Source organism: Neobacillus sp. D3-1R (assembly GCF_052180215.1).
Classification (GTDB): domain Bacteria; phylum Bacillota; class Bacilli; order Bacillales; family Cytobacillaceae; genus Pseudoneobacillus.
In genome coordinates, this window is the sequence record NZ_CP197471.1 from 2,938,423 (window position 1) to 2,958,969 (window position 20,547).

Annotated in this window: 27 protein-coding genes; 9 read left to right on the forward strand and 18 right to left on the reverse strand. The window is 36.7% G+C overall.

From position 1 onward, the window contains the following. Positions 1-6 precede the first annotated feature (6 nt). The 5 genes from ACSBPO_RS15100 to ACSBPO_RS15120 form a co-directional block, all read right to left on the reverse strand. Positions 7-234 carry a YqzK family protein gene (locus ACSBPO_RS15100; RefSeq protein ID WP_442594680.1) on the reverse strand — a complete coding sequence of 76 codons (228 nt, stop codon included), beginning with the start codon at positions 232-234 and terminating at the stop codon, positions 7-9. Between the two features lie 188 nt (positions 235-422). Then, complete coding sequence (fur, locus tag ACSBPO_RS15105) at positions 423-884, reverse strand: ferric iron uptake transcriptional regulator (protein WP_442594682.1); 462 nt, start codon at positions 882-884, stop codon at positions 423-425. 112 nt (positions 885-996) lie between these two features. After that, positions 997-1,644, reverse strand: coding sequence for a stage II sporulation protein M (gene spoIIM, locus ACSBPO_RS15110; RefSeq protein ID WP_442594684.1), 648 nt, complete (start codon positions 1,642-1,644; stop codon positions 997-999). Positions 1,645-1,969: 325 nt separating this feature from the next. Further along, a complete protein-coding gene (locus ACSBPO_RS15115) occupies positions 1,970-3,136 on the reverse strand; it encodes an endonuclease Q family protein (RefSeq protein WP_442594686.1) in 1,167 nt (388 codons plus the stop codon). Beyond that, positions 3,133-3,687, reverse strand: coding sequence for an NUDIX hydrolase (locus tag ACSBPO_RS15120; protein WP_442594688.1), 555 nt, complete (start codon positions 3,685-3,687; stop codon positions 3,133-3,135). Before ACSBPO_RS15120 ends, ACSBPO_RS15115 begins: the two co-directional genes overlap by 4 nt. Positions 3,688-3,766: 79 nt before the next feature. Between ACSBPO_RS15120 and mciZ the strand changes: the two genes are divergently transcribed. Together mciZ and ACSBPO_RS15130 are read left to right on the forward strand one after the other, a co-directional pair. Then, on the forward strand, positions 3,767-3,907 hold the full coding sequence (gene mciZ / locus ACSBPO_RS15125) for a Z-ring formation inhibitor MciZ (RefSeq protein ID WP_442594690.1): 141 nt from the start codon (positions 3,767-3,769) through the stop codon (positions 3,905-3,907). 63 nt (positions 3,908-3,970) lie between these two features. After that, a complete protein-coding gene (locus ACSBPO_RS15130) occupies positions 3,971-4,891 on the forward strand; it encodes an aldo/keto reductase (RefSeq protein ID WP_442594692.1) in 921 nt (306 codons plus the stop codon). Positions 4,892-4,926: 35 nt separating this feature from the next. Here the strand turns inward: ACSBPO_RS15130 and ACSBPO_RS15135 are convergent, their stop codons facing one another. The 5 genes from ACSBPO_RS15135 to ACSBPO_RS15155 form a co-directional block, all read right to left on the reverse strand. Next, positions 4,927-5,460: a GrpB family protein gene (locus ACSBPO_RS15135; RefSeq protein WP_442594694.1), complete on the reverse strand. Its 534-nt coding sequence runs from the start codon at positions 5,458-5,460 to the stop codon at positions 4,927-4,929. After that, a complete protein-coding gene (locus ACSBPO_RS15140; RefSeq protein WP_442594696.1) occupies positions 5,460-5,717 on the reverse strand; it encodes a YqkE family protein in 258 nt (85 codons plus the stop codon). Before ACSBPO_RS15140 ends, ACSBPO_RS15135 begins: the two co-directional genes overlap by 1 nt. A gap of 340 nt (positions 5,718-6,057) precedes the next feature. Continuing rightward, positions 6,058-6,714: a CoA transferase subunit B gene (locus tag ACSBPO_RS15145; RefSeq protein WP_442600382.1), complete on the reverse strand. Its 657-nt coding sequence runs from the start codon at positions 6,712-6,714 to the stop codon at positions 6,058-6,060. 19 nt (positions 6,715-6,733) lie between these two features. Beyond that, positions 6,734-7,423, reverse strand: a complete 690-nt coding sequence (locus ACSBPO_RS15150) for a CoA transferase subunit A (protein WP_442594698.1) — start codon at positions 7,421-7,423, stop codon at positions 6,734-6,736. A 23-nt stretch (positions 7,424-7,446) separates the two neighbouring features. After that, a complete protein-coding gene (locus tag ACSBPO_RS15155; protein WP_442594700.1) occupies positions 7,447-8,634 on the reverse strand; it encodes an acetyl-CoA C-acetyltransferase in 1,188 nt (395 codons plus the stop codon). A gap of 148 nt (positions 8,635-8,782) precedes the next feature. On the opposite strand from ACSBPO_RS15155, the gene ACSBPO_RS15160 reads away from it, so the two are divergent. From ACSBPO_RS15160 to ACSBPO_RS15170, 3 genes are all read left to right on the forward strand, one after another. Further along, the gene (locus ACSBPO_RS15160) at positions 8,783-9,682 is read left to right on the forward strand and encodes a hydroxymethylglutaryl-CoA lyase (RefSeq protein ID WP_442594702.1); all 900 of its coding nucleotides are present in this window, start codon (positions 8,783-8,785) and stop codon (positions 9,680-9,682) included. 57 nt (positions 9,683-9,739) lie between these two features. After that, positions 9,740-9,871, forward strand: coding sequence for a hypothetical protein (locus ACSBPO_RS15165; protein ID WP_442594704.1), 132 nt, complete (start codon positions 9,740-9,742; stop codon positions 9,869-9,871). Between the two features lie 224 nt (positions 9,872-10,095). After that, the gene (locus ACSBPO_RS15170; RefSeq protein ID WP_442594706.1) at positions 10,096-11,025 is read left to right on the forward strand and encodes an alpha/beta hydrolase; all 930 of its coding nucleotides are present in this window, start codon (positions 10,096-10,098) and stop codon (positions 11,023-11,025) included. A 37-nt stretch (positions 11,026-11,062) separates the two neighbouring features. On the opposite strand, the gene ACSBPO_RS15175 is transcribed toward ACSBPO_RS15170, so the two are convergent. From ACSBPO_RS15175 to ACSBPO_RS15185, 3 genes are read right to left on the reverse strand one after another with little or no spacing between them, the layout of a single operon-like run. Next, positions 11,063-11,626: a 5' nucleotidase, NT5C type gene (locus tag ACSBPO_RS15175; RefSeq protein ID WP_442594708.1), complete on the reverse strand. Its 564-nt coding sequence runs from the start codon at positions 11,624-11,626 to the stop codon at positions 11,063-11,065. A gap of 17 nt (positions 11,627-11,643) precedes the next feature. Continuing rightward, the gene (gene ribD / locus ACSBPO_RS15180; protein WP_442594709.1) at positions 11,644-12,741 is read right to left on the reverse strand and encodes a bifunctional diaminohydroxyphosphoribosylaminopyrimidine deaminase/5-amino-6-(5-phosphoribosylamino)uracil reductase RibD; all 1,098 of its coding nucleotides are present in this window, start codon (positions 12,739-12,741) and stop codon (positions 11,644-11,646) included. Between the two features lie 11 nt (positions 12,742-12,752). Further along, positions 12,753-13,493 carry a GTP cyclohydrolase II gene (locus tag ACSBPO_RS15185; RefSeq protein WP_442594711.1) on the reverse strand — a complete coding sequence of 247 codons (741 nt, stop codon included), beginning with the start codon at positions 13,491-13,493 and terminating at the stop codon, positions 12,753-12,755. Between the two features lie 237 nt (positions 13,494-13,730). Between ACSBPO_RS15185 and ACSBPO_RS15190 the strand changes: the two genes are divergently transcribed. Beyond that, positions 13,731-13,946 (forward strand): CDGSH iron-sulfur domain-containing protein, encoded by a 216-nt coding sequence (locus tag ACSBPO_RS15190; protein ID WP_442594713.1) that lies wholly within the window; start codon positions 13,731-13,733, stop codon positions 13,944-13,946. 78 nt (positions 13,947-14,024) lie between these two features. On the opposite strand, the gene ACSBPO_RS15195 is transcribed toward ACSBPO_RS15190, so the two are convergent. Both ACSBPO_RS15195 and ACSBPO_RS15200 read right to left on the reverse strand, forming a co-directional pair. Further along, positions 14,025-14,363: a YolD-like family protein gene (locus tag ACSBPO_RS15195; protein ID WP_442594715.1), complete on the reverse strand. Its 339-nt coding sequence runs from the start codon at positions 14,361-14,363 to the stop codon at positions 14,025-14,027. A gap of 12 nt (positions 14,364-14,375) precedes the next feature. Beyond that, positions 14,376-15,635: a Y-family DNA polymerase gene (locus ACSBPO_RS15200; RefSeq protein WP_442594717.1), complete on the reverse strand. Its 1,260-nt coding sequence runs from the start codon at positions 15,633-15,635 to the stop codon at positions 14,376-14,378. A 170-nt stretch (positions 15,636-15,805) separates the two neighbouring features. On the opposite strand from ACSBPO_RS15200, the gene ACSBPO_RS15205 reads away from it, so the two are divergent. The 3 genes from ACSBPO_RS15205 to ACSBPO_RS15215 all read left to right on the forward strand — a co-directional run bounded on the left by ACSBPO_RS15205 (position 15,806) and on the right by ACSBPO_RS15215 (position 17,073). After that, positions 15,806-15,997: a YqzH family protein gene (locus tag ACSBPO_RS15205; RefSeq protein ID WP_442594719.1), complete on the forward strand. Its 192-nt coding sequence runs from the start codon at positions 15,806-15,808 to the stop codon at positions 15,995-15,997. A 35-nt stretch (positions 15,998-16,032) separates the two neighbouring features. Next, complete coding sequence (locus ACSBPO_RS15210; protein ID WP_442594721.1) at positions 16,033-16,701, forward strand: DNA alkylation repair protein; 669 nt, start codon at positions 16,033-16,035, stop codon at positions 16,699-16,701. A 147-nt stretch (positions 16,702-16,848) separates the two neighbouring features. Next, a complete protein-coding gene (locus ACSBPO_RS15215; protein ID WP_442594723.1) occupies positions 16,849-17,073 on the forward strand; it encodes a hypothetical protein in 225 nt (74 codons plus the stop codon). 30 nt (positions 17,074-17,103) lie between these two features. Here ACSBPO_RS15215 and ACSBPO_RS15220 read toward each other — a convergent pair whose 3' ends face one another. The 3 genes from ACSBPO_RS15220 to ACSBPO_RS15230 form a co-directional block, all read right to left on the reverse strand. Further along, positions 17,104-17,826: a toast rack family protein gene (locus tag ACSBPO_RS15220; RefSeq protein ID WP_442594725.1), complete on the reverse strand. Its 723-nt coding sequence runs from the start codon at positions 17,824-17,826 to the stop codon at positions 17,104-17,106. Between the two features lie 144 nt (positions 17,827-17,970). Then, positions 17,971-18,762, reverse strand: coding sequence for an SDR family NAD(P)-dependent oxidoreductase (locus tag ACSBPO_RS15225; RefSeq protein WP_442594727.1), 792 nt, complete (start codon positions 18,760-18,762; stop codon positions 17,971-17,973). An 11-nt stretch (positions 18,763-18,773) separates the two neighbouring features. Further along, positions 18,774-19,736, reverse strand: a complete 963-nt coding sequence (locus tag ACSBPO_RS15230) for an MBL fold metallo-hydrolase (RefSeq protein ID WP_442594729.1) — start codon at positions 19,734-19,736, stop codon at positions 18,774-18,776. Positions 19,737-20,547: the final 811 nt, after the last annotated feature.

Genomic DNA, 20,547 nt, shown 5'->3' on the forward strand with positions numbered 1-20,547 from the left:
GTTGCATTACTCCCCATTTAAGTAAAACAAGATTAATCTATCTAACATTGACATGTCATCGGTACTTTCGGTAGTTGAAACTTTTACCGCTGAACCTTCAGGCTCATCATATCGATGATAATCTTGATACTCTTCATTTAACCAAATGATACCATAATAAAAAAGGATTGTGCATCCTGTAAAAATAATAAACACCTTCATAGATTGAAAGAGCATTTTAAAAAATGAACCCATCCCTATTGCCCCCATACATGTCATAATTCCATCTTTCGTACCTAGTACAAGATATGCCAGTTTGGACGAGTTTTATACCTATTCCAATCAAAAAGAGAATTAAAAGGGGCGAATTAATTGTTAACAAAAAAGCCAAGAGTCTCACGAATGCATTCCATGAGACACTTGGCTTTTTATAATATCATTTACTATTCTACGTCTACTTTATCTTGGCAGCGATGACAAATACCATGGAACGTTAAACGATGGTCTTTAATTTTAAAATTCCAATCACGTTCAACAATGGCTTCAACGTCTTCTAATAAGTCGTCTTGTATTTCATCTACAGCCCCACATTCAATACAAACTAAATGATGATGGAAATGTGCTGCCCCTTCTTGTCGAAGGTCATATCTTGATACTCCGTCACCAAAATTAATTTTATCAACTATTTTAAGTTCTGTTAGTAATTCCAATGTCCGATATACAGTTGCTAAACCTATTTCAGGCGATTTATCTTTCACCAGGAGGTACACATCTTCTGCACTTAAATGATCCTCTTCATTTTCTAACAGCACTCTTACTGTTGCTTCACGTTGCGGAGTAAGCTTGTAGCTAGATGAGTGCAACTGTTTTTTTATTCTATCAATTCTGTTTTCTAAATCGACCATATCGAAGAACCTCCCTCGCCCACTATCAAATCTTATTATAACAGAAGGCAAATGAGATTCAAAATAAAATTATTATCATCAAATATAAATAACTTGTATTATATAATAATAATTATAAATTATTTATTGAATTCATAACTGATTTCATAAATGTTGGAGAAAGATACGCCTCAATCGCAGCCGCAGCTGCAATAAAAAATATAGCAAGTACAAAGGTCCCTATATAACTTTTAAACAATGGAAAAATGGGTTGCCCGTATTTTTTTAGGAATTGCCTTTGAATCATTTTCAAAGAAAACATAACTGCAACGGATGTTGTCACTATAAAAACAGGAATAATGATAAAGTTTTGTGGAAGTACAGATACAAATGCTAAGAAAAACCCATCCCACCCCATCTGGTTTACTAAAAATCCAACCGTGAATCCTACTACCATCCCCTTCATAAAAAGAAGGATTAAAATAACGGGTAAACCGATTATGGAGATTCCGAGCAACCACATAAGACCAATAAACTTTAAATTATGAAAAAAACTTTGCCGAAATAAATCCGATGCTTCCGCTAATTTCCCACTGCTCATTTGCCCAAAAAATTGATTTAAATAATAAAATAAATCTTCTTTTTGAGCAAAACTTAAGCTATTAACAATTACGGCTCCAAAAATTACTCCCATCATAAACAAAACAATAACAAATAAATACATCGAGGAGTTTTCACGTAAATAATTGGCGGCGACATTCTGGTACATTTTTTTCTTCATATGTGTTCCTCCTACTAGTAATAAATCTGTATTTTGATTTATCACCCAATTCGTTACTAAAATTGTATGCTTGTCTATATGAGGTATGACACAAAAATCAAAAATAGGTGAAAAAGCATCCCTTTAACACATTAACGCGCCGGGGGTCTGACCCCCGGCGCGTTAATGTGTTAAATATGGCTCTTTTCTAAAACTTTGTTGTTTTTTGAACTATTAAATAGGCATTTCACCATATAGGGTGTTAAACTCATATCATAATTTAAGAAAAGAGCTGAGCACTTATTAAGAAACCTTAAAACTACAATCTATACAAAAACAGCTTAAATTATTGATCTGCTATTTTACCATATTTGCCGCCACCACCTGCGTGAAGGTTGATCTCTCCATTACGTGCTTTCCATATTAATTCAGCAATTTGCTGAGGGACGACTTCTTTTAAAGCCTCGAAAGGAACTTCATGAAGGATGGCCATTTCTGTTCCAAAGTGATTCAAAAGCTTATCTAGCATTTTAGGTCCTAATCCCGGTATAAACTCCAATGGTACTTGGTGGATATAGGGTGGCCGTTTTCTTTTAGTTTCTGCAGGAGATTTTAATTCCTTTATCCTATCTGCTACACCTTTTATAATTTTACCCTCACCACACGAAGGGCATTTTTCTTCAAAAAGTCCTATTGCATGGGAACAGTTTGCACAGACGGTTTGATGGTATTTACCTAACAGCGGATCAAGTCCGTAGTTTGCTGAAACTTTTCGCCCATCTATTTCGTTTAGCGCTTTTTCTAATTCAAGAAACGTTGGCTCTTCCATTTCGATCACTTGATATTCGCGTGCAATCTTTGCTAATGAATGGGCATCCGAATTGGAGATATAAGTAAACTGATGAAGTTCTCCTATTTCATCTGCCATCATGGTATTGGAACTTAGTCCTAATTCAATTGCATCAATTTTAGTAGCATCAAAAACCTCTGTTAAACTCTTTTTTACCCCTTTTCCATATAAACTTTTAAAAGGAGTAAACACATGAGCGGGAATAAATAAACCACCTAGTTCCTTAACTTTATTCTGCAGTTCCTTACCCGTTACATAAATTCGTTGTGAACTAAGCTGAATGTTTTTAAGATGCTGAGAAAGCCAAATCGAAAAGTCCTTCATCACTTCTATTTTAGGAAAAAAACATAAGACATGGATTGGTCCATGGCACTGTTCATCATATATTTCAAGCTCAGAGCCTGGAATTATCGTTAAATCACCAAACAGTATTCCGCCATCTGGATGCTCTGTTAGAAGTCCTTGAGATCGTAATTCCTCCATCTCAAAAATCACTTCTGGAGAATGACTATCAATAATACCAATTATATTTAAACCTTTTTCATTTCGTGCATGGTGAATAATGTTGGTAAAGGTTAATGATTTGGCTCCCGTTATTTTAACTGCTTTACCCGACATCGTTCTTCCAATATGGATATGTAAATCTACATAGAATTTTTTCATTTGTTTTTCATACTCTCTTTTAATTCAAGATATTGAACAGCATAAGCTGTTTTGGCATCATAGATTTTTTGTTCTTCTATATATTGCTTCGCCTCAGGCAAAGTGATTTCTAAAAGATTAACAAATTCATCTTCATCCAATGATGCGGCATTTTCCTTTTTGGATAAACCAGTCGCAACATATAAATGAACAACTTCATCCGCAAATCCAGGAGATGTATAGAATGAGATTAGCCAGTCAAGATTTTCACAAATATAACCTGTTTCCTCTTCTAACTCTCTAAGTGCACAATTCTTAGGATTTTCTCCTCTTTCAAGCTTTCCAGCAGGAATTTCAACTATCGTCCGTTCCAGTGCTTTGCGGTATTGCTCCACCATCACAATCTTTCCTTCATTTGTGATAGGTAAAATAGCAACAGCACCAGGATGTTTAATGATTTCGCGCTTTGAAGTTTTCCCGTTCGGTAATTCAACTTCTTCTACTTGTAAGCTTATCACTCTGCCATCAAATATTTTTTCCGTTTTTATGGTTTTTTCCTCTAATCGGTTCAACTTAAACACTCCTGTTCTAATCCGCTATATCATCCTCATACATTTTACCATACTTTATTATTTTGAGAGGTAGATGGCCATGAAGGTGTATGTTCATGAAAAAGGGATCATTTTCGTCGGTAAAGCATGGGAAATAAAACAAAAACTTTTAGAATATCAAAAACAGTATACACTTCTAAAAGATTGGTTAAACGAAGCAAGCATCAAAAAGGAATCCTAAACATTTGGTTTATTGATTTCCTTTCCTTTAAAATATGATTAACATAAACTGGGGAGGAAAAAGATGTTAAACCGTATAGTAGGACAATCCAATTTATTAGTAAGTGAAATAGGGCTAGGCTGTATGTCTCTTGGGACAGAGGAAAAAATGGCCAAACGTGTTATTGAGGCTGCTTTAGAAGAGGGAATCAATTATTTTGATACAGCAGACCTCTATGATTTTGGGGTCAATGAACGTATTGTTGGGAATACCTTAAAGAACGTACGTGAACAAGTCGTCATTGCTACAAAGGTTGGAAATCGTTGGAATGAGAGTGGTACTAGCTGGAATTGGGACCCATCTAAGCACTATATAAAAGAAGCCGTTAAGCGAAGTCTTGCGAGATTGGGAACCGAATATATCGATTTATATCAGCTACATGGCGGAACAATCCATGACAATATAGACGAAACCATTGAAGCCTTTGAGGAATTAAAATCGGAAGGTTATATTCGATATTATGGAATTTCTTCTATTCGTCCGAATGTCATTCGCGAGTTTGTGAAGAAATCAAATATGATATCGGTTATGATGCAATATAGTCTTCTTGATAGACGTCCGGAAGAAACTGTTCTATCGTTCTTAAAAGAGGAAGAGGTTAGTGTTTTTTGCCGAGGTTCCTTGGCAAAAGGAATTCTCTCAGAAAAAAAATGGGATGACTTCTCTTCATCTATCAAAGAAAAAGGATATTTAGATTATTCAGCTTCTGAACTAAACGACTTATTATCTTCATTACGTAATAAATTCGATAGCCGTCACTTAACAGAAGTGGCTACTCAATATTGTTTGGCAAATCCTGCTGTTGCTTCAGTAGTAACCGGTGCTAGTACACCAGAACAGATTAGAAAAAATGTTTTAGCGGCTAAATCACCTGCTCTATCAAATGAAGAGTTAGAATTATTAAAACAACTCTCAAAAGCATCTACTTATCAAGAACATAGATAAAATAATTAATCATTATAAAAGGGCTAAACCAATATTCATTTGGTCTGCCCTTTTTTCCATTCTAATGCTTTTTGTTCCAATTCTTTCACAATGAAATTTTTATAAGATATATAGCTTTCAACATCCAAAGGAAATTTTTCAGCCGCCTCTAGTTTTATCTTTCCATATAAATCGGCTTGTACTGGATGCAAACGTAAATAATCCCTGAATATTAAATGCCGTTCAATATCCGAGTGCCCCTTTTGAAAGCCGTGTAAATGAACTAAGCGTTCTCCTTGTGGACTAAATCTAACAAAATATCTTCTACCAGGGATTCCATTTTCCCCACGGGCTTCATAACCTAATTTTCCTTCTAGCTCTTGAGCCTTTTGATCAAAGATTGAAAGTGAATCTGATTCTATTAACAAATCAATAATTGGCTTTGCTGCTAGTCCTGGAACAGAGGTACTCCCTATATGGTGTATGACAATTTCATGTTGAGGAAAGAGCTTCAATAATAAACTTTTTTCTATTTGAAATCGTTCTAACCATTCAACTTGGTAGGGGATTACTTCCACTTTTCGAACCATTATTTAAAACTTCTCCAGTCAGTATTGCTTTCATTTAATAATTCTTCAAACGTTTTATTTTTTTCTTTTAATCTTCTTTCTTCACGCTTTCTGGCTTCCTCTTCTTGAAGTTTCTTTTCTTCAGAAGCTTTTAACTCTTGCTGTTTCTCTTTTAACTGCTTCATTAAATCTTGATTTAAAAAATCGCCCAATGTGATGGCAGATTCATCTTTTTTCGGTTTCGTACTTTGATGTTTTTGTTGCTTCTGCTTCTTCATTTTTAAAGACCTCTCCTTTTATTTTTGAACATATTATAACATGATTTTTTAAAAGGAATATTCATTCACCCTTTTAAAAAAGCTGTTTTCGTATAGATTGTGGTTTTCGTAAAAATCCCTAAAGCCGGATTTTTACAGGCTCTCTTAAGAAGTGCCTAGCTTTTTTCTTCATTTTGATATGAGTTTATCACACCCTATTTGTGATCTGCCTACTTATTAGTTACAAAAAGCAACAAAGTTTCAGAAAAGAGCCTTTTAAAAGGAGAATAAAGCTTAATCAAAATAATGATCTTTTAGATTCATTAGAGAAAAAACGAGCAGGGAAATCTCCCCGCTCGTTTTAATATGCTTCTAATTTGACACTTTCATCAACTAGTAGTGCTGCCTCTGTGGAGTTTACAACATCTTCAACCGTAAATCCTTGTGCCACCTCTACTAATTTTAATCCAGCATCTGTTACATCCATTACCGCTCTTTCGGTAATGATACGGTTTACAACACCTTTACCTGTTAATGGTAAAGTGCATTCCTTTAATATTTTGGACTCGCCTGCTTTATTGACATGATCCATGATAACAATAATTTTTCTTGCCCCATGAACTAAGTCCATTGCGCCGCCCATTCCCTTAATCATCTTTCCAGGAATCATCCAGTTAGCCAAATCACCTTTCTCAGAGACTTCCATTCCTCCAAGAATGGCTACGTTGACATGACCGCCCCGGATCATGGCAAATGATTCTGCGCTATCAAAAAAGGCTGAGCCTGGAATAGCGGTAACGGTTTCTTTTCCGGCATTAATTAAGTCAGCATCCACTTCGTCTTCTGCAGGGTATGGACCAATTCCAAGTAAGCCGTTTTCAGACTGGAGGACAACTTGTTTGTTTTCAGAAATAAAGTTTGCCACCAATGTCGGCATACCAATACCTAAGTTAACATAAAAACCATTTTCAATTTCTTGTTCCGCTCTTCTTGCAATTTTTTCACGATTATTCAAAATCCCTCTCCTCCTGTCCTCGTTATTTTTGAACTGTTAACCGCTCAATTCGTTTTTCTTGCTTGCCTTCTATAATGGTTTGAACATAAATACTTGGTGTATGAATCGTATTTGGATCAAGCTCACCGATTTCTACTAATTCCTCGACTTCCGCAATCGTCACCTTTCCAGCTGCTGCGATCATGGGATTAAAGTTACGAGCCGTTTTGCGGTAAACAAGATTCCCCATTTTATCGCCTTTCCATGCTCTTACAAGACTAAAGTCAGCAGTAAGTGCTTCCTCAAGTAAATATTCTTTACCATTAAACACTCTTGTTTCTTTTCCATCCGCAATTGGAGTTCCGACTCCAGCTGGTGTGTAAAATGCGGGAATTCCAGCCCCACCTGCACGAATTTTCTCTGCTAGTGAACCTTGTGGAAGAAGTTCTACTTCTAATTCTCCTGAAAGAACTTGTCTTTCAAACTCTTTATTCTCACCAACGTAAGATCCAATCATTTTCTTTATTTGTTTGTTTCGTAAAAGTAATCCTAAACCCCATTCATCAATCCCACAGTTATTCGAGATGACCGTTAAGTCCTTTACCCCTTTTTCTACCAGTGCTAAAATGAGGTTTTCTGGAATTCCACAAAGTCCGAATCCCCCTACCATCAAGGTAGCTCCATCCTGAATATCAGCTACCGCATCTTTAAAAGATTGGCCAATTTTTTTCACGATACTCTCCCCTTCCTTGATATTTAGGCTAACTCAACAATCGTTGCGACCCCTTGTCCTCCACCAATACAAAGTGTGGCTAAGCCTTTATGTGCATTGCGCTTTTTCATTTCATGAATTAATGTGACTAGGATTCTTGCCCCGCTTGCTCCAATTGGATGTCCTAGGGCAATAGCTCCTCCATTCACATTAAGGATTTCTTTATTAAAATGAAGGTCACGATCGACTGCCAATGATTGCGCTGCGAAAGCTTCATTTGCCTCTATTAGTTCAATCTCTTCTAGAGATGTTTCAGCTTTTTCTAATACTTTTCTTACAGCAGGAACCGGTCCGATTCCCATAATACTTGGGTCCACCCCTGCACTTGCATTTGCTTTAATGGTTACCAATGGAGTGATTCCCAGTTCTTCTGCTTTTGCTTTACTCATGACAACAACCACTGCTGCCCCATCATTAATACCAGAGGCATTTCCCGCTGTTACACTTCCGTCCTTTTTAAAGGCTGGTCGTAATCCTCCCAGTTTTTCTACAGTAGTCCCAGCCTTTGGGTACTCATCTTGCGCAAATACAATCGGATCTCCTTTTCGTTGCGGGATTACCACTGGAATAATTTCATCTTGGAATTTCCCTTCCGCAATCGCTTTAACCGCTTTTTCCTGGCTCCAAGCAGCAAACTGATCTTGTTCTTCACGAGTAAGCTCGTATTTGTCACATAAATTCTCCGCTGTCATTCCCATATGATAATCGTTAAACGCACATGTTAAACCGTCTGCTACCATCGTATCAATTAATTTCTGATCGCCCATTTTAAAACCGTCACGAGCATTTTTTAACAGATAAGGTGCTTGGCTCATATTTTCCATTCCACCAGCAACTACTATTTCCGCATCACCAGCTAAAATGGCTTGTGTGGCAAGATGGACCGCTTTAAGACCAGAACCACAAACTTTATTTATCGTCATGGAGGAAGCGCTTTCAGGAATACCCGCTTTAATAGCTGCTTGTCTTGCTGGATTTTGTCCTAATCCGGCTTGTAACACATTTCCTAAAATAATTTCATCCACCTGCTCTGGCTTTAAACCGGCTTTCTCTAAGGCACCTTTAATCACAATGGATCCTAGCTCTGGAGCAGAGACATTTTTTAAGCTTCCGTTAAAATTTCCTATCGCTGTACGAACAGCGCTCACAATTACTACTTCAGTTTGAGTCATTTTTCTCTTCCTTTCCCTACTTTGGTCACTCTTTTACATATTCTCGTGTAATAGCAAAATTCCTTTAATTTTGTCAAAATTTTTATAATTGTTGCTTTTTGAAAATCACCCACACTACAATGAATATATGAGATTAGGAGGGGAAAAAATGACGCTTCATTTACCAAAAAAAGTGACTATTGTTGAAGTAGGACCTCGTGATGGCTTACAAAATGAAAAAAGTTTTATTCCGACAGAAGTAAAAAAACAATTTATTAACCGTCTGAAAAACGCAGGAATAAAAGAAATGGAGCTGACTTCGTTTGTATCACCAAAGTGGGTGCCACAAATGGGAGATGCAACCGAAATTGTTGCGGATTGCTTGGATTCAACTACACGAAATATTGTCTTGGCACCAAACCAAAAAGGAATAGACCGTGTCCTGGAAACCAATTGCAAGGCTGTGGCTGTTTTTGTTGGGGTTAGCAATACGTTTAACAAAAAAAATATCAATAAAACGACGGAAGAAAGTCTTGAAGAACTCAAACCAATTATAAAAAATTTAAAGGACCAAAACTTTTTTGTTCGCGCTTGTATATCGACTTCTTTTTATTGTCCATACGAAGGGAAAATAGAGGAAGAGGATACTCTGAAACTTTGTTCTGAATTTGTAGCAGCAGGCGTTGATGAATTAAGTATAGCTGATACCATCGGGATGGCTTCACCAGGGGAATCGTATTCTCTTTTTACAAAAATAAAAGAAGCCTTTCCTCATACTCTGATTAATGCTCATTTTCACGATACGCGTAAGATGGCACTGACGAATATCTTTGCTGCCTTACAGGCTGGAGTAGATCGTTTTGATACGTCTGCCGGCGGATTAGGCGGTTGCCCGTTTGCCCCTGGCGCTACTGGAAATGTTGCAACAGAGGATGTTGTTTACATGTTAGACCGTATGGGAATTGAAACAGGAATTGATTTAACTGAATTGGTAAAAGCGGTTGATATGGTGGCACCCTATTTATCAAGAAAAATCGATAGTACTTATTACCGTCTTCAGCATGCATAACCTTTGTTCGCTTTAACCATCTTAATAAAGAGAACAAGATGGAAGGAGTCGATTTTAGTGAGTCAAAAACGCGACAAAGGTTATAGTCAAAAAGGAAAGCCCAACGCAGACACAGGTAAACGTTTAATTTCAGCCGAGGAATTAGAATTAGCCATCCATCCGACAAAACGCCAGAATTCTCCGCAGTAATCGAAAAGCGGAAGCGGCTTGATTAGCCCCGACAAGCATAAGCCACTCCATGAAAGAAGGTGTCTTTCCTTCATTCATGGAGTGGCTTATGACCTCGAGGGGCTAGCCGCTGAAGCTGGACATGAATAAACGTTTTATCTTCTTAAGCCGCATTCTTTTGCGGCTTTTTTATATGATTGATGCTAAAATAAATAACGATTAGTTCCTTAGTAGGAGGTGTTTACGTGAAAAAATTCATGCGCTCGCTATTATCTATTTTGGCGTTTTTATCAGCATTATCTGCCCTAGGTGTTTATTTTACCAATCGCCTCATGTATATCAAAAAGAAAAACGATGACTTAATCTTAGAAAGGGAAACAACAGCTGGCCGGTTTCTTCCTTTAGATTTCGATTTATTACCAAAACGTGAAGTTACGATTCAGTCCCCTTTTGGTTATCAATTAAAAGCCGTTTTAGCTGAGCCACATCGTACCAATTTGTACGTTATCATCTGTCATGGTGTAACCGAAAATAAGACAAATTCAGTGAAATATATGAATCTTTTCCTAAACCGCGGTTTTAATGTCCTGATTTACGACCATCGCAGACATGGCGAATCTGGAGGAAAAACAACTAGTTACGGTCATTATGAAAAAGACGATTTAAAAGCGGTTGTTGATTGGTTAAAAATTGAGAAGGGGCCTTTGCTTCAGCTAGGTATCCACGGTGAATCAATGGGGGCTGCTACCATGCTCCTTTATGCCGGAATGCTTGAAGATTCGGCCAATTTTTATATTGCGGATTGTCCTTTTTCAAGCTTTGAGGAGCAATTAGCTTATCGTCTAAAAAAAGAGATGAAGCTTCCTCCCAAAATTTTTCTTCCATTTGCAAATATTTTCTTAAAAATTCGAGAGGGTTACTCCATCAAGGAGGTTTCTCCTATTTCCTTCATTCAGAACATTAGAAAACCTGTTTTATTTATTCACAGTAAAAAAGACGATTACATATTGCCTTCCATGACCCTTGAATTGTACGAAAAAAAACAAGGTCCCAAAAAACTGTACTTAGCAGAAAATGGCGTTCACGCTCAATCACTTAATGAAAATAAAGCAAAATATGAACAAGCCATTGATGAGTTTTTGGAGGAGTTTGTATTTGCGGATGATATGATTTAATTTCCAAACAATAAAAGAGAGCCAATTGGCTCTCTTTTTATCTTTTCAGCAAATCTTCCAGCTCTAACCAACTGTTTAATCTTGGCATTTTTACATGTTGATTGTATGAGTTATCAATAGCATATACATTTAACGGCAACTCCAATAATGTTTCTAGTACCTCTGGTTTATCATCAAAATAATAATCTAGTTCCATTTCTTGAATGATTTTAATTTTTTCTTCATCTTTCATCCCACAATAAAATTTTTCTTCATCAACTGGGAAGCCATTTTTTATTAACCACTCTTTTGTTCCTTCAGCATACTGTTTATCTCGAGCAGTAATGTAATAAATTTCATGTCCTTCTTTTACTAATCGATTCAAAACTTCAACTGCATTAGGAAACGGAGGGCAATCCGAAAAATAGATTTCTTCCCTAAGACTCTTCCACAAACGCCCGCCTTCTTCCGCTGTCAACCCAAATGGTTCATGAATTTCTAAAGTCTTTAGCGTATGAAATTGTGCTAATTCAATTTGTTTATTCATTTTTTCATTATAAATATGAAAGGCATGTTGTCTGAGTTGTATCAACGTGTCATCTATGTCAAAGCCAAATTTCAAAGTCATTTCCCCCACGTTTAATTATTTTTAGGATAAGCCGTAATACAAATATCTGTACCAAACTGTTCTATTTCGTGGATGATAACATCTAGAGCCTGATCCATATTTTCCACATCATCTCCCGTAAAGGGCGTTAGTGATCCTCTTCCACCTAAAATCTTTGGAGCCATATAGATGAAAAATTTATTTATTAATCCTTCACGTAAAAAAGAACCATTGATTTCACTGCCACCTTCTACTAAAAGATCGGTAACTCCTTTTTCAAATAATCGTTCCATTAGTTCTTTTAAATCTAAGCCTGAAGCCATTTTAGGGATATAGAGTAATTCTATGCCCTTTTGCTCCAAGGCATGAATTTTTTCTGGGTTTACTCCCTTTTGTGTGACAATCCACGTTTTGGCCACACTACAATCTGTGATTTTTGCATCAACAGGTATTCTTAAATCTGAATCTAAAATGATTCTTATCGGATTTTTGCCACCTGATTCTAATCTTGTTGTTAATTGAGGGTCATCTGCCATTACCGTACCAATTCCAACTAAAATCGCATCCACTTCATTTCGTAATCGGTGTACATTATAGCGTGACTCTTCCCCTGTAATCCATTTGGAATGTCCATTATAAGTAGCGATTTTTCCATCTAACGTCATTGCCACTTTTGATATGACAAAAGGTGTTTTGGTCAGCATATTGTGAATAAAACGCTCGTTCAATAATTTTGCTTCCGCTTCTAATATACCAACCTCTACCTCAATCCCTGCTTTTCTTACTAGTTCAATTCCTCGACCAGCTACTTGTGGATTTGGGTCCTGCATAGCGACCACCACACGACTTACTTCCGATTCGACGACTAAATTAGCACAAGGAGGTGTCTTTCCAAAATGAGAACACGGCTCAAGGGTTACATACAAGGTAGCACCTTTCGCATGTTCTCCAGCCATTCTAAAAGCATGCACCTCAGCATGTGGTTCACCAGCCTTTCGATGCAAGCCAGAACCGACGATCACACCGTCTTTTACAAGGATTGCTCCTACTACTGGATTAGGATTTGTTCTCCCTTTTGCCGTTGCAGCTAAATCTAAAGCCATTTTCATAAAATATTGGTCTTTATTCATTGATTTACTCCTTAAACGGTCATTCTTTCCTCTAGTGGAATATGTCCAGATTTATGAACCTTTGTTTCCAAATAATGCTTGTTATATTCAGATACATCTCCCCATAATGGGATATTTTTATCCGCTGTTAAACCGTGTTTTCTTAATGCTTGAAGCTTCTTTGGATTATTCGTAATTAACGTTACAGGTTTCTGACGTAACTCTTTTAAAACACGGATAGCTTCCTCATAAGAACGATGATCATCCTCAAAGCCCAACGCTTGATTGGCTTCTACCGTATCAAAGCCTTCTTGTTGAAGTAGATAAGCTAGTGATTTTGAAAATAAGCCGATGCCTCTGCCTTCATGATTAGCTAGATAAAAGATCGCCCCACTGCCATTTCCCACTACCATTTTCATAGATTGACGCAATTGATAACCACAATCACAACGCTTACTACCAAATATATCTCCTGTATGACAAATACTATGCATTCTGATAAGTGCTTCGTTTGATTGATTAAAATCACCAAAAACTAATACCGAAGATTGTTGCAAGGAAGCAAGATTGGCTTTTGTCAGTGATTCTAAAAAGTTTTCCTTTGAATATCTATCATCAAGTTCTAACCAAGAATACCATTGAAAAGTTACTGTTTGGTCGTCTAATTGTACAGGTAATGTGACAGGACCAACTAAACAAAGATCATTTCTATTTTCTTGCTTTATAAAAGTCATCTTATTTTTTAAAATATTTTTTACATCTGTAGAAACCATTTATGCTCACCTATTCTTTAGTTTGATTATCACTTACTTTATGTAAGTTAGTATATGTTTGTAATCGAATTATGTCAAGTAATAATGATTGTAGTCTATATAATGGGTTTTCACTATATCGACTAGTTTATCATAAGTTCCCTATTAGATAAGTTTTATCCTCTTATATTGCTTTTTTTACTTTTTACGATTACCATCTAAGGAGAATTGTGACAATTTTGTGAAGGAGTGGGTATGATGACGAAGGTACAAATTAAAGTAAATGATAATGGGTCTTACCGTATTACTGGGGATGTTGAATTAATTGATGGTGAGGGAAATGTTTACCCGGCAAAAGCTGCTTTTTCTTTATGTCGATGTGGCAAATCAGCCAATATGCCATATTGTGATGGAACACATAAAGGAACCTTCGAATCAGTTGTTAGAGTACCTAAGACTGAAGAAGACAAATAGAAAAAAGAGGTTTCCCAAAAGGTTTTCTGAAACCCGATAAAAGATTTCGGGTTTCAGTTAGGCTCTTTTCTAAAACTTTTATTCTTTCAATTGAACATCTGCAATATCCAAAATAGAAATTCGATGAATTTCTTGAAAATGATCGACAATATGAAGCTTTTGTGTGAATTCATCCCAATAATGAATTCGCCCCATTACTAGCTGATATTTTTGACTATGATTTTGATAATGGGTAATGATCACTGACTGGTGCTCTTCCATCGCAGTTGCCAGAATGCTATTCATTTCTTCTAGCTTTTGGTCGTCAAGTTCTTTTTGATGTTCAAACGTATCTTCATTTGCCCAATCCCGTAATAGCTTTACATGCTCCGGCAACATCATAGCCGTCCACTTGATTCGTCCACGATCCCGTATCATCCTTTCTCCTCCTTACATTTTATGGCCACCGACTAGTTTTGAACGATGCTTTGCCGTTCCAGCCTCTGTATAGGAAACAGCTCTTAACAGTGAACCTGACCCATAGCGCCTGCGAATGGAATCAACCACATAACCAAGTTCACGTCTTTTGTCTGCCTTAAAATCAAAAAGATTTAATTGAAGCTGATTATCTTCAACAAGATTGCCAATTGCCATGGAGATTTGTCTAACGGTTTTGCCCGTATAATGCTCATAAAAAAGTTCTAAGCATACTTGGTAAATATCCATTGTCACATTCGTTGGCTGGCTAATGGTTCTTGAACGGTAAAACCCTCCTCCAAACTCATCCTGGCTATAGCCCACCCCAAAACTAATGGTACGCCCCGCTTTTCGATGGGTCCGTGCCCGTCGAGCCACCTCTTCACACATTTCTAAAATAACATGCTTAATTTCCTCTTCCTCCTTATAATCACGCAGTAGAATCTGACTTTTGCCAAAGCTAATTTGTCCTTCCATAATCGGTGCACCGATTTCTGATAGATCAATTCCCCATGCATGATGATAAAGCTGGTTACCCATGATTCCGAATTTTTTTTCAAGCTTATTTAAATCATAACGAGCGAGCTGTCCAACATTAAAAATTCCCATTCCATTTAATGTTTTTTCAACACGGCGTCCAATTCCCCACATCTCTCTTAATGGTGATACTGGCCAAAGCTTATTCGGCACATCTTCATATGTCCATTCGGCAATCCCTTTCTTTTTAGCATCTAAATCAAGGCATAGCTTTGCCATGAGCATGTTGGGACCGATTCCAACCGCACATGGAAGCTGAAATTCACGTTCAATGTCGTCTTTGATTTTTCGGGCGATCGTCAAGGCATCCCCCCACATATCAGTGGCACCGTCCACTTTTATAAAGCTTTCATCAACACTGTAGGTATGGATAGCTTCCTTGGGGACATAACGATGAAACACCCGAGTAATTTCAGTTGAAATTCGTAAGTAGGTAGCCATTTTCGGTTCAATAAGATGAATCCGAGGATCATTTGGTATCTCAAACATACGTGAACCTGTTTTAATCCCAAATTCTTTTTTCATACGCGGTGAAGCCGCTAACACAATACTTCCTTGTCGCTCTTTATCACCAACCACAGCTATATAGGATTCTAGAGGATCTAATCCTTCTATTACAGCTGCACAGCTAGCGTAAAAGCTTTTCATATCAACACATAATATTTGTTGTTGTGGCATCTCGTTGTAATTAATCATTGCCTCTTACTCCTTTTACGAACGTTTGTTCCACAATATTATATCCTTATTTTAAGCGAATATACGTTCGTATTCAATGGGAATTTTAGTCGTTTTTCCTTATTCATTCGACTCTAAACGATGGAAAAAGGCAGAAAACACGATATAATCAGGTGATGAGGTGGCCTAAAATGGATAAAAAGTTTATTGTTAAAATGATTCAAAATAGCTTTAAACAATATCACCACGATTTAGAATCCATTCCATTAGGAACAGAAGATTATGAACGGCTTTACCAGCAAATCATTCAGTTAAAACAAGAAACAGACGCTGACTTGCATGACATTGTCAACGATGTGATATATGAATTTTTGACGAATTGATCCGAGGGAATAGAGATTCGAAAGGAATTAGACAAATGAATACATATGCAAACAAGCTTCGCGAATTATTGCTCAATGACCGTAATGAAGAAGAGGCAGTAAAAATGCAAAAATATATGCGTGACCAGTTTAAGTATATTGGACTGAGAGCACCAGCAATGAGGGATGCGTTTAAAGCGTTTATCGCTGAGAATGGGCTGCCAAAACATGAGGATTTACACGAAGTCATCCAAGAATTGTGGTCCTATCCAGAACGCGAACTTCAAATGGCAGGACTTTATTTACTGGACAAAATGAAGAAACAATTTACGAAAGAGGATATTCAATTATTAGAAAATATAATTGAGAAAAAATCATGGTGGGATACAGTTGATCATATCGCAAAACATCATGTTGGCTATATTTTTCAAATGTACCCAGAAATCATGCGACCAACAGTTGAGAAGTGGATTGAAAGCGGTCATCTCTGGTTAATGAGGAGCTGTATTTTATTTCAGCTTGGATACAAGCAGGAAACAGATGCGGAACTACTTGCAGAAATGATTGAAAGAACGAAATACTATAAGGATTTCTTCATAGAAAAAGCAATTGGGTGGTCATTGCGTGAATATGCCAGAAATAATCCTGAATTTGTAATGAATTTTGTTCAAACTCATTCCTTACCTAAATTAAGTGTCAGAGAAGCATTAAAGCATCTAAAATAATTAAATGGAATTCCACAAGCGAAATATGTAAAAAGGCACCTATTAAAAGGTGCTTTTCTCAAAACATTTTTAAACCTATGAAACTTTCCAAGACTTTCAACGTAAATTAATATAAAATGATTGTAACTTAAGAAGGAGTGATACCCAATGGCAAAATCAAAAGCCAAAAAAATTCGTGAAAAACTAGTTCGCGAAGGAAGAAGAAATCCAGAAGAAAGTCGAAGCCCATTTATTTTCACAGACATGAGAACTAGAAAAACAAAGACAAAAAAAGATTATCTCTATCAAAATAAATGTAAGAACCATTCATCCCAAGTAGGAAACGATGGTTCTTTTTATTTTGGTTTTTTTCACAAGATAAAAAGAGAATAGCCATTATAAGACTATTCTCCCGTAGAAAACCTATTTTTCTAATTTAAAGATTGCTTCACCAATTCCAAGGTCTGTTTCGACATCAATGATCACATCAGCATCTTCATAGGCATCATTCACATAAACACCATTACCTTTTGAAATAAAGCCTTCAAAATCAGCATGACCAATTCCTTTAGATGATTTAATTTTAACCCCTACATCTTTAGGTAGAATAATAGTCGACTGACCAACACCCATTTTTAAGTCAACATCAAAGCTTTTCTTCCAATTACCGCTTAAGTCAACAGTCACATTCCCTACCCCGCTGCTTACATCCAAATTGCTTAGTTTTAACCCCTGTAAGTTAAGTTTTGTTTCCGTTGCTCCAGTATTCACTTCTAAATCGATGGGAATATCATTTGAAAATTCAAGGTCCCAATCATTTTCTATGTTTTTAAAATTAATGCCTGAAAGATTTTTTTTTGATTGCTCAATCACAACTTTACCAGTCTTACCTGATTTTTTATAAGAAACTTTAGGTTTTAGTTCTTTCATGCTGTATTGAATTTCTCCTTCAACCCAATCAGATGCTCCTTCAGAAACATTTAACTTTCCAGCACCTACATTTAAAACTACTTCTAATTCTTTTGCTTTATCTTTTTTTACAAATACGTCTGAATCCTTTTCTTTCCCACTAACTACTGAGCTGCAGCCGGCAATCCACATTAACGAAGCAGATATCATCAATCCTAATACTAAATTCTTTTTCATAACATTCATTCCTCCAATAATTCAACCTATAATCACATTTTAGGTAAAAACTTGATTCGCCAAAAAGGGCTCTGGAATGAATTTCCACTAAGACTTGGGACCTAGTAAAGAACAAAAAGCCTTGAACGAGTCCAAGGCCAATTTCTATTTTTGATTAAATGCTTTGCGTCCGATACGCTCAAACGCTCTTGGAAATAACGTATAAACGACACTTCCAAGATTCATCCAACGAGGTAAGTTAATCTCACGTGTTTTCGTAAGCATGGCATCCACAACCTTGTTTGCAACAAAGTCAGGCTGCAGCATAAATCTCTGGACATTTTTTACATACGTTCCCTTTTCATCGGCAATATTGAAAAAATTCGTTGCAATCGGCCCTGGATTAACGGTCGTCACCCATACATTATGGGCGGCTAACTCCATTCGCAAGCTATTGGAATAGCCAAGAACCGCATGTTTGGTAGCGGAGTAAACACTTGATTTTGGCGTAGCAATTTTTCCAGCCTGAGAAGCAATATTAATAATATGGCCAGTACGGTGTTCACGCATTTTAGGTAGTACCATGCTAGTACAAGCCATTAGACCAATTACATTTACCTCAAACATGGATTTGATTTCATTTATCTTAGCTTCATGTGCCTCTCTAAAGACACCAAAACCAGCATTATTAACTAAAATATCAATTGTTTTCATTTCCTTATAAATGGTATGGAAGACTCTTTCAACTTCATCCGTATCCGATACATCTAAGCGATGAACAAATACTTTAATAGAATATTGTTGCTCCAACTCTCTTTTTAACTGTTCAAGCTTATCAACACTTCGAGCTAACAACGTTAAGTTGGCCCCTCTTTTGGCACACAGCTTTGCAATTTCCGCACCGATACCTCCAGAAGCACCTGTCACCACTATATTTTTCCCTACTAATGATGGCATTTTTCTTCACCTCAAATGGCAGTATAAAGAACCATTTTTCCTTCCTCTATTCTCTTAATTTCCCCTATATTTAATAAATAATCGATTTGACCAACTGTTTCGGAAATCGTTAAGCTTAATTCTTTTTGGTAGACAGTTGGAAATAGGCGCTGACAAATTTCAAAAACAGAAAGTGGCTGGGCAGTAATAAATTCCTTTACCGTCATTGCTCTTTCATGTTGTCTTTTTAACCTTTTTTCTATCAAATTAGGCAAATCATACACTTCTTCACCATGGCCAGTATAGACCTTTTGAATAGGATAGTTGGAAAGTTTCTTTAAAGATTGATTGTACTGAACAAGTGGCTTTGGTCTTTCTGTTTCCCCAACTAAAGGCGGCTCAAGTAATGGATTAGGAGAGATATGGGCAAGCACATGATCACCAGCGATTAATACCCCATCCTTTTTACGAAATAAAGAAATATGACTTTGAGCATGACCTGGAGTCTCAATAATTTGCCAATCTTCAAGACCTGGAATGTTACTTCCTTCTTGTACCGTATTAGTTAAACCTCGATGACATGAGTAACGTAAGCTCTTTCTTAATTGGCTCACTTGCTGGTAATATGATTCTGGAATCCCAAATTCAACAAATTGCTTTTGGTAAAATTGATCATGCTCTTTTATAAAGGAGTCCGTACGCAGTAACCATCTTTCGCTTAGAGGGTGTCCATATACAGGAAGTGAATCTGGAAAATAGTCAAGCGCTCCAACATGGTCAGGATGGTGATGGGTAAGGACGATTTGTTCAATATCATTGGGCTTTACATTTAATTTAAGTAATTGACTTGTTAAAGCATTCCAGGTTTCCTCTGTTTTTGGACCACAATCTACAAGAGTTAAACGCTTTTCATCTAGTAAATAAGCATTCACATCTCCAACAGCAAAAGGTGTGGGTAATGTTAATTTTGCAATTCCATTTATCCATTCCGTCATTTGTAACTCTCCTAATATTATTTTTCTATATAAAATTTTGAAATCAAATTCTTTACAAAGTAATATTTATAATTTAGTTTACCGATTCTTGGAACACTTGTCATTATTTCCGCATAACTTATAGTTATAAAATTTAAAATTTTTAAAATACATTGTTGACAGACAAGTATTCGTTCCCTCATAATCAATAAAAATTTACAAAAAATAAGCGATGAATAAGACCAGTAGGTGGAGAATGACGCAAGAGAGTGAAACTCGAGAGGCTGAAAGGTTTCACCGTCCTCTTCCCCATCGAACCTACCTTATGAGCTGTCAGGTAAACCTGACCGTTTCTCCAACGTTACCGGATCCAAAGCAGCATCTTTCTTTTGGAAAACGGGCCCGTTTAAATTAGAAAGGTGAATGAAGGTGGTACCACGGAAGCAAAGACCTTTCGTCCTTTAACGGATGATGGGTCTTTTTTGTTTTTTATAAGGCTATGTTAAATACCACTGTTGACTTTTGATTTTACACAAATGGCTAAAGTAGTAGTGTTTAAAAACAAAGCCTCATCAGTCCCTTAACGGACACACGTTCCGTTATATGACGAAAATGTTTGTTTTTAGAGGATTAGCGGACTATGGTTCCGCTATTTCATTAAAAGTATGTCATTAGCCTATGAAATATTGTGAATAACGGAATCTGTGTCCTATAAATTAGAAAAAACGTCTATTTTAGGGCAATAACGGTATGTGTGTCCTATAAAAAAACTGAACATCATCAACACTAATCTTAAAAATAGCTTTATAAAAAAAATGAACCAGGAGGAAAT